Raw genomic sequence first — 8699 nt, forward strand, 5'->3', positions numbered from 1 at the left:
ACACCTAAAATATCCATAAAAAACCTAAACATCCATGAAAAAAATTTCATGAAAAAATTGATTTACTTCATTAAAATCTTTAAAAATTAGTTTTAGGTTGATATTTTCATTTATTACCAACACATTCATTTGAGGAAGATTAATCATGGCAGAGAAGCAAGATTATTACGAAGTCCTGGGAGTGGAAAAAGGGGCCAGTAAAAAGGATATTAAAAAGGCCTACAGAAAATTGGCCATGGAATATCACCCTGATGTAAGCGAAGACCCAGAAGCTGGTGAAAAATTCAAAGAAATCAGCGAAGCTTATGCTGTACTTTCTGATGATGAGAAAAGAAGTACCTATGACCAGTTCGGTCATGCCGGAATGGGTGGATTCAGCCAGGAAGATATCTTCAACAACATCAACTTCGAAGATATTTTCCGTGGATTCGGATTCGGAGGAGGCAGTGGAGGAGCAGGTGGTTTTGAAAGCATATTTGATCTGTTTGGATTTGGAGGAAGCCGGCGTAACGGACCCCAACAGGGCGATGATGTGCTTTATGAAATGAAAATTACCCTGGAAGATGCTGCCCATGGACTGGAAGAGGATATTGAAGTTCCTCATAAAAAAACCTGTCCACGCTGTAATGGGTCTAAGGCAGAACCAGGAACTGAAAGCCGGACCTGTGATACCTGTGGAGGTAGTGGTCAGGTCCGACATGTTCAAAACACCCCATTGGGTCAGTTTGCAACCATCCGACCATGCAGTACCTGTCGTGGTGAAGGAAAAATAGTTGACACCCCCTGCCATGAATGTCATGGAAAAGGAATTGTTAAACAAACCAGTACCATCCACGTCAATATTCCCGCAGGAGTGGAAGACGGATCCCGACTACGCGTTCCTGGTGAAGGAGATGTTGGTAAACGTGGAGGACCACCAGGAGATCTCTATGTCCTCATAAGGGTAAAACCCCACAAGTACTTCAAGAGGGAAGGAGCCAACCTCCACTATGAAAAACCAATTAGCTTTGTACAGGCCACCCTGGGAGATAAAGTTGAGGTACCCACCATCGATAGTACAGTGGAGCTCAAGATACCTGAAGGAACCCAGACTGGAACATCATTCCGGATGAAAGGCCAGGGTATGCCACACCTACGTTGGAATGGGAAAGGTAATCTGTACGTTAAGGTTAAAGTGATAACTCCCAAGAAACTCAGCCCCAAACAGAAGGAACTACTGGAGGAATTCGCTGATATTAGTGGGGATGAGATCTACACCGAGGATAAAGGATTTTTTGATAAAGTGAAAGATGCCATCAGTCACTAAATGAGAACACCAATCACTAAATTAATTTTTTCCCACACGTCCCAACTCATCTGTAACTTTAACTTTCCCCCCTTTATTTTTAGGAATTCCTTCATGATAATAGCAGAGTAATGTAAAATTATTTATTTTATGGAAGCAGAATTGCATTTAATTAGAGTTAAGCTTAAAAATCATTTGAAGATGTGATTCTGTGAATACCACTAACGAAAATCAGGACATAAATGTAGAAGAAATACTAAATAAGATCCAGGGTTACTTTGGTTTTGTACCCAAGATCTTCCAGGTTTTATCAGAGGACCCCCATGCACTGAAAGTTTTTTTTGACAAAGCAGAATTTATGATGGCAGATGATGCCCTACCTCCACTTACTAAGGAATTCGTGTCCATTGGAGCAGCTGCTGCCCTGGGATCACCACACTGTCTCAACACCCACTTGGAAGTTGCCAAAGAGTTTGGAGCAAGTGAAGAACAACTTTTGCTGGCCATTATTATTGGAGCTTCCATCACTGAAACCACTGCCCTTTCCAAATCATTGCGAGTTTACCATGATTTTAAAGAAAAATAAATGAAAATAAAAGAAATAACTAGACATACCCCTCTTTTAATCCTAAAAATTTTATATTTTTTTTACATCATTTAAGAGAATTGTAATTCGTTTTACTCCCATTTACCCTTTTTTTTAAAATTTAATGTTAGATAAATTAATTAAATCCATTTCACATTCTCCAACAATGATAACCACTTATTTTCACCGTAAACACAGTAATTTATTGAAAACCATTAAAAACCTTTTAAGAATATGTTGATTCACTTTCCAGTGTATATCCTAATTAAATTGATTATTAAACTCTTATTGAAAGGTTCACCACCTATCACCATGTTATAAGGAAAAATATAATACCAAGTCTTAACATAGAACATGACGATAAAGGGAGTTTAAAAATAAGAGGAGGAGAAAAAATGGAAAGAAAAACTTTGGCTATCGTTCTGATAATTTTAGGTCTAATTGTGTTAGCCTTCCCTTTACTAGGATTGATCCCCATTGCAGTTCTTACAGGACTAGGAGTAGCATTCATGGGTATTGGGTTAATACTAGCTGGTTTCAGTGACAGAGAAGTGAGTAGTGGTCTGGGGCTCCTGGAGATAGTGCTGGGAATCATCGCCCTGGTACTGGGTCTTGGATTCATACTGAACCCGGGATTGTTCAGTTTTATTGCAGGATTACTAGTTGCTCTAGCAGGATTATTCCTGATTATCATAGGTATAGTCGCAGTGTTTACTAAAACTGGAGGTAGCCGCTGGAACGGGGTTGTAGCCATAATAATAGGTCTAGTTTATATTATATTTGGATACATCATAAAAGATCCGTTCTGGTTAGGTGTGTTAATTGGATTGTGGTTACTGTTAACTGGAATTATAATGTTCTTCCAGAAAGATTAAACCATTTCCAGAATTAAACCAAAAATAGCCTATTAATCCTTTTTTTCTTTTTTGTGATGATAGTTTAGTTTTAAATTATTAGTGTGAATGATAATGGCCTGCCGAGAGTAACCCACCTTCTGTTCATGGCAGCATTCATCTATGCGAGTTACCTCTGCCTCATACAGGATTCACTGGCAGTGTTTACTCTTGCATCCCGCGGATTGGCCGTTTCACCGTTCCTCCTGGTGTCAATCAGACGGATCTTCATGTTCATCCACCAGAAGACGTGTCGTTTCTGCTCCAGAGTCATGCTTCTCAGCATATGTCTTATGACATCACGGTTCTGTACGATGGGTGGAGTTTCCTCAGTTTAAACTGCAAACAAGTTTGCAGAAACCGGTGGCTGCCCTTCGGCTGGCCATAATTTTACAATGTATATAATGATAATTAGTTGAATTTAAACTTTTACCCCAAATGGAAGATAGTTGTTGTGAATAATTGTGATAATTTAAGTAACCCACAAATTTTAATCATATTAACTAGTAATTGTTTTATGGCTTCAAATTCCTGTTATTATATTTTATAAATAACTTTTTAATATGATAAGTTATAATGTGATTATATGCCAAAAAGAATTTTAGTTGTAGAAGATGAAGAGATTTTGAGGATGGGGACTACTTTAAATCTAAAATCTTTTGGATATAATGTTGTTGGCAATTTTAAATCAGGAGAAGATGCCATCGAACATATAGAAAATTTAAATCCGGATTTAGTTTTAATGGATATCAAGTTATCTGGAGATCTTAATGGAATAGAAACCGTGAAACGCATTCAAGAAAAAATAGACATTCCTGTGATATACCTTTCAGTATATTCCGACCAGGAAACAATTGAAAAAGCCAAATTTACCAAACCATTCAGATATATGAACAAACCATTTAATGATGAAGAACTCAAATTCACCATTGAAACAGCTATCAAGTCACATACCCAGAAAAAACTATGTGATAAACTTAAAACTCATAAAGATGTTATAAATAACATTCAAGGAACTGTTTATAGGTTCTACCTTGACAGAGGGGAAATAGAATTATTTAATGGAATGTCAGAAAAAATGACTGGATTTAAACCAAGTGAACTGAAAAATTATAATTTACATTTTTTAGAAAACCTAATTCTATCAGAGGACCAAAAAAACGTTGAAAATATTTTAAGTAATTCTATCAATTTGAAAATCCCATTCAGCATGTTTTATAGAATAAAAAATAAAAAGGGGCAAATTAAAAAATTTTATGAAATAGGTAAACCTGTTACTGGATCCCAAGGGGAGGTTTTATACTTGGATGGAATAATTTTTGATGTTACTACCTAAATACTGTGTTCAACGAATGCTGTTATAAGAGGTCACTGAATGAACTTTGAATACTCTTTTTTTGGACTTATACCTATGTTAAGCTCATTCATTGTTTTAATTTTAGCCATTAACTGTTACAACAAACTTTCTTCGAAATTACACCTTATATTCCTGTTTTTATCATTATCTGTATTTTTCTGGTGTTTTGGATCAGCAATGGTATTTTTCACCAATGAAGTAGGGATGAATATTCTTTGGAACAAAATCAGTTATATTGGAGCTGCATTTACGCCATCATTATGGCTCATATTAGTATTAGAATATAAAAAACGTCTGAAATGGCATCATGTCCTGTCTTTAGTTGTTCTACCAATAATTATTGTGATAGTTGCATTTACCAATGATTGGCATGGACTCCTTTGGTCCAACATCATCCAAGTTCCCAACCAGAATGGATTGATCTTGATCTATGAACATGGCCTATTTTTCTGGATTACTATTTTTTACAGTTTTTTGGTGAGTTTGGCAGGAATTCTTATTTTGGTCAGGATGTTAATAGATTCTGCTACCAACTATCGTCCCCAGATTTTACTTTTAATTTTAAGTGGATTAATGCCCATAATTTTCAGTTCAATTTATATTACAAAGTTTATACCCATTTTTGGGGTAGATGTTACTTCAGTAGGAGTGAGTATATCTGGAATACTAATTGCTGTAAGCATTTATCAGTTTAGTTTCCTAGACATCATCCCTATTGCACATGAAATCCTCTTTAAAAACATGATAAATGGTTTTATGGTTTTTGATGTTGATGATAAATTAATCGAAGTTAATCCTGCAGCTAATATCATCGCTATAAACAATAATCAGATAGGTAAACACGCCAATGAAATATTTTGCAAATTTAAAGAACTAAAAAATTTTTATAATGGATCTCAAACTGAATCTGAAATTTTCTTGGGAAACCCATTGAATCGTTGGATACAAACACAGATTACTCCAATTTATAACGATAATAGGGTGTATCACGGTCGTTTATTGATAATCCAAAATATTGATAAACGTAAAAAGCTTGAAAAGGAAATACGTAAGTCATTAAATGAAAAAGATTTAATGATGAAAGAAATTCATCATCGTGTGAAAAATAACCTACAGGTGATATCTAGTTTGCTCAGTCTCCAATCAGTTTATCACGAGGATGTGAAAACAAGAGATGTTCTTAGGGAAAGTCAAAATAGGGTTAAATCCATGGCAATGGTCCATGAAATACTTTATACCAGGGAAAACCTTTCCAAAATTGATATGAAAAAATATATTGATGAACTTATCCTGCATCTTTATGCATCATATGGGAAGAACCATGGCGAAATAAAAACATTATTAAATATAGAATCTGTGCAAATGGACATTAACACTGCTTTGCCAGTGGGATTGATTATCAATGAACTTTTAACCAATTCTTTAAAGTACGCATTTCCTGAAGGGATTGGTGAATTAAGCTTAAAACTCCAATTAATTGACCATTATTATTATTTAGAAATAGCAGATAATGGTATTGGCCTACCATATAATTTTGATATCCTCCAAACAAAAACTTTGGGTTTCCAACTGGTAAATCGGTTAGTGAAACAGTTAAAAGGTTCTTTAAAGTTAAATGTGAATGAAGGAACGAAATTTTGTGTTAAATTTCCGTACAATATAAATATTACATATATTCAAGGATATATTAATGAATATGACTCAAATTAATCCAATTACTCCCCTAGGGAAAAATATCTTAATTGTCGAAGATGAGTATATAACTTCATTTGAATTAGAGACTAAAATCCAAAGTTGGGGATATTCAGTTGTTGGAATTGCTACTTCCGGGTTTGAAGCCATTAAAATGTCCGAAGAACTGCATCCTGACATGATAATTATGGACATACAACTTAATGGAGTTGAAAACGGCATAGATGTGACGAAAAAAATTCAAAACAAAATAGAAATCCCTTTTATTTATCTCACAGCACATTCAAGTGATACTTTAATGGAACAGGCACAAAAAACATTCCCCTACGCATATATCACTAAACCTTTTGATGACATGGAGTTAAAGTTTGCAATAGAACTTGCATTCCATAAATTTGAATTGGAAAAAAATCTAGAATTCAATAAGATTTATGAAACAATTGATAACTTAATGACTGGAATTTTCATTGCCAATGCAGATGGCGACATACTCTTTGAAAATAGATTCATCAAAAATATTTTTAGCGATGAATCTTCCCGTAAAAAAATTGAAACTGACCGGATAATGGCACTTCAAAATGAAATAAAGAGAAAAGATCTTATGGATACACTAAAAAAACAGGGTCACATCAAAAATGAAACTTTACAAATAGTGCAAAAAGATAATACACCCATCAAAGTTAAAATGAGTGTTAAATTATATAATAATAAGATTTATGGCATTATCAACCCTTATTCTCCGGATTAAAATAGAATAATCATTTAATAAATTTACATTATCATTTAAATTTCACTGTGAAATAAGTCCCCTCATCTATTTTAACATCTATTTCACCATCAAGTTGGTTTACAAGCAAATTTACAATTGTTAATCCAAAAGAATCCGGATTTTGTAAGTTTATATTTTCAGGAATCGATTTTCCATTATCTAAAACTTCCAAAATATATGTATCATCATTTTCACGTAGATTTATAAATATAACCCCTTCATCATCTGAAAATGCATATTTTAAAGAGTTGGAAACTAATTCATTTACAATTAATCCTAAAATTAATGCTCTATCAACATCAAATGAAACATGATCAACATTTAAAAAGTACCTAACTTCACTTACAGAATATGTCTTTAAGATTTCATCCATCAATTGTCTTAAATAACGATTTAAATCGATTTTTTCAAAATCAGCATAACTATAAAGTTTTTGATGGATGATCGCCATGGCATTTGCACGATTTTGTGAATCCAACAAAGCTTCTTTAGCACTTTCATCTTCTGTGTTTATGGCCTGAAGAGATAAAAGTCCAGATAAAGTAACTAAGTTATTTTTTACTCTGTGATGAGTTTCTTTCATTAGCAATTCTTTAAGTTCCAGTAAACTTTCTTTCTTTTCTTCACTTTCTTTTTGTTTGGTTATATCTTGAGCTATATGAAAACTACCAATAATATCTCCTTCAGAATCATGGATAGGATTGGTGGAAACTAAAAGCCATAAATTTAGATCAGGAAATTTAACTTCTTCAGTGTACTCCTCATCATTTTCCATAGTTTTAATATGAGGACAAAACTCAAGAGGTTTTGAAGTTCCATGTATTATATTGTAACACTTTTCTCCAATAAGATTACCCTCTAAAAAGATTTTATTTTTCATACTTTTATTTATGCGAACAATTCTATGTTCTTCATCCAAAATCATCATAGGGACTTCAAGTGAACTGAATATAGATTCCCATAATTTCCTCGATATAAAAGGTAAATCTCCTGAATTTGATGATCTTAAATTCATTTATAACATCCTGTTCATTTTATGATTAATCAATTTTAAAGATATTCACCCCAACATTATAAAAAGGTACTCAACAGCAGATGTGTGTTTATAAATTTTTATTTTCAATTTTGTAGCATTGCCCTAAATATGACTATGAACCTAGAAATGATAATATGGTAAGTTAGAATTTAATTTTTTAAAAAGTAATATTCAATAATTTGAGTAAATTTGTTTAAAAAAATAAAAAAAGGAGATTTGAATCTCCAACAAAATGTTATTTCTTTTTCCCTGCTATGATACCTCCCAAAACCATCAAGACAGCTAAAACCATCCCTAAAAGAGGTATTCCTGTATTTTGCATCGGTATTGTTGTTGCGTTGACATTGGAAACTGCATTGGCCTGCGTTAAAGGTTTTGAAACTTCTATAGTACAGTTAGCTTCGTTACCATCCAGTATTGGATCATACCCGAGAGATGTTACGCTAACTCTGTTAAGTAAAGATCCTGAACCTTTGACAGTTGACGTAATAGTCAATGTAGCAACTGTTCCACTAGGCAAATCACCAATAGTCCAAATTCCAGTTTCAGAATTATATGTACCTACAGAAGCCACATAAGAAACGAATTGCAGCCCAGAAGGCATGTATTCAGTCACTTTAGTGTTAAGTGCTGTATCTGGTCCATGGTTTTGCACAACAATGGTAAAATGCACCATATCTCCAATTGAAGCGTTGGTTTTATCTGCTTCTTTAGTTACTGAGAGATCTGCGATCTGCTGTGTAACAGTTATGTATACCGTAGCAGTGCTTGTACCCCCATTACCATCGCTGATAGTATAAGTGAAACTATCAGGACCATAGTAACCATCATCTGGAGTGTAAGTCACAGTACCATCTTGATTGATTACTGCAGTGCAATCAGATGGTTGAGTTACTGCAATGACAGTCAATGTATCATGTTCAATGTCTGTATCATTGTCCAGGACATTTATTGTCACAGGAGTATTTTCAGGAGTTGAAGCATGATCATCCACAGCCACAGGAACATCATCCACACCATTCACAGTGAGAGTCACAGTAGCAGTACTAATGTCACCATCAGCATCCACGATTTGGTATTC

Annotated in this window: 8 protein-coding genes and 1 other RNA gene; 6 read left to right on the top strand and 3 right to left on the bottom strand. The window is 34.1% G+C overall.

The features are described from left to right. The first annotated feature begins 145 nt into the window (after positions 1–145). From dnaJ to J2743_RS09505, 3 genes are all read left to right on the top strand, one after another. The gene (dnaJ, locus tag J2743_RS09495; RefSeq protein WP_209626595.1) at positions 146–1306 is read left to right on the top strand and encodes a molecular chaperone DnaJ; all 1161 of its coding nucleotides are present in this window, start codon (positions 146–148) and stop codon (positions 1304–1306) included. Between the two features lie 190 nt (positions 1307–1496). Then, complete coding sequence (locus J2743_RS12070) at positions 1497–1871, top strand: carboxymuconolactone decarboxylase family protein (RefSeq protein ID WP_209626596.1); 375 nt, start codon at positions 1497–1499, stop codon at positions 1869–1871. A gap of 395 nt (positions 1872–2266) precedes the next feature. Next, complete coding sequence (locus tag J2743_RS09505; protein ID WP_209626598.1) at positions 2267–2746, top strand: DUF308 domain-containing protein; 480 nt, start codon at positions 2267–2269, stop codon at positions 2744–2746. 96 nt (positions 2747–2842) lie between these two features. On the opposite strand, the gene rnpB is transcribed toward J2743_RS09505, so the two are convergent. Next, an RNA gene (rnpB, locus tag J2743_RS09510) (RNase P RNA component) lies at positions 2843–3147 on the bottom strand. 203 nt (positions 3148–3350) lie between these two features. Here rnpB and J2743_RS09515 point away from each other — a divergent pair. Genes J2743_RS09515 through J2743_RS09525 form a run of 3 tightly spaced genes read left to right on the top strand, consistent with a single transcriptional unit; the run spans position 3351 to position 6561 of the window. Further along, positions 3351–4100 carry a response regulator gene (locus tag J2743_RS09515; protein ID WP_209626600.1) on the top strand — a complete coding sequence of 250 codons (750 nt, stop codon included), beginning with the start codon at positions 3351–3353 and terminating at the stop codon, positions 4098–4100. Positions 4101–4139: 39 nt separating this feature from the next. Next, complete coding sequence (locus J2743_RS09520; protein ID WP_209626602.1) at positions 4140–5831, top strand: histidine kinase N-terminal 7TM domain-containing protein; 1692 nt, start codon at positions 4140–4142, stop codon at positions 5829–5831. Then, positions 5812–6561: a response regulator gene (locus J2743_RS09525; protein ID WP_209626604.1), complete on the top strand. Its 750-nt coding sequence runs from the start codon at positions 5812–5814 to the stop codon at positions 6559–6561. Before J2743_RS09520 ends, J2743_RS09525 begins: the two co-directional genes overlap by 20 nt. A gap of 31 nt (positions 6562–6592) precedes the next feature. Here J2743_RS09525 and J2743_RS09530 read toward each other — a convergent pair whose 3' ends face one another. Beyond that, positions 6593–7597 carry a histidine kinase dimerization/phosphoacceptor domain -containing protein gene (locus J2743_RS09530; RefSeq protein WP_209626606.1) on the bottom strand — a complete coding sequence of 335 codons (1005 nt, stop codon included), beginning with the start codon at positions 7595–7597 and terminating at the stop codon, positions 6593–6595. 256 nt (positions 7598–7853) lie between these two features. Continuing rightward, positions 7854–8699, bottom strand: an 846-nt coding sequence (locus tag J2743_RS09535) for an Ig-like domain-containing protein (RefSeq protein ID WP_209626607.1), incomplete at its 5' end; no start/stop codon positions are given.

The organism is Methanobacterium petrolearium, from assembly GCF_017873625.1.
Taxonomy (GTDB): Archaea; Methanobacteriota; Methanobacteria; order Methanobacteriales; family Methanobacteriaceae; genus Methanobacterium; species Methanobacterium petrolearium.

Bases quoted from the DNA above. Each gene is read 5' to 3' on its own strand.
- J2743_RS09505 (WP_209626598.1), top strand. From the start codon at position 2,267: ATGGAAAGAAAAACTTTGGCTATCGTTCTGATAATTTTAGGTCTAATT.
- J2743_RS09530 (WP_209626606.1), bottom strand. From the start codon at position 7,597: ATGAATTTAAGATCATCAAATTCAGGAGATTTACCTTTTATATCGAGG.
- J2743_RS09515 (WP_209626600.1), top strand. From the start codon at position 3,351: ATGCCAAAAAGAATTTTAGTTGTAGAAGATGAAGAGATTTTGAGGATG.
- J2743_RS09520 (WP_209626602.1), top strand. From the start codon at position 4,140: ATGAACTTTGAATACTCTTTTTTTGGACTTATACCTATGTTAAGCTCA.
- J2743_RS09525 (WP_209626604.1), top strand. From the start codon at position 5,812: ATGAATATGACTCAAATTAATCCAATTACTCCCCTAGGGAAAAATATC.
- dnaJ (WP_209626595.1), top strand. From the start codon at position 146: ATGGCAGAGAAGCAAGATTATTACGAAGTCCTGGGAGTGGAAAAAGGG.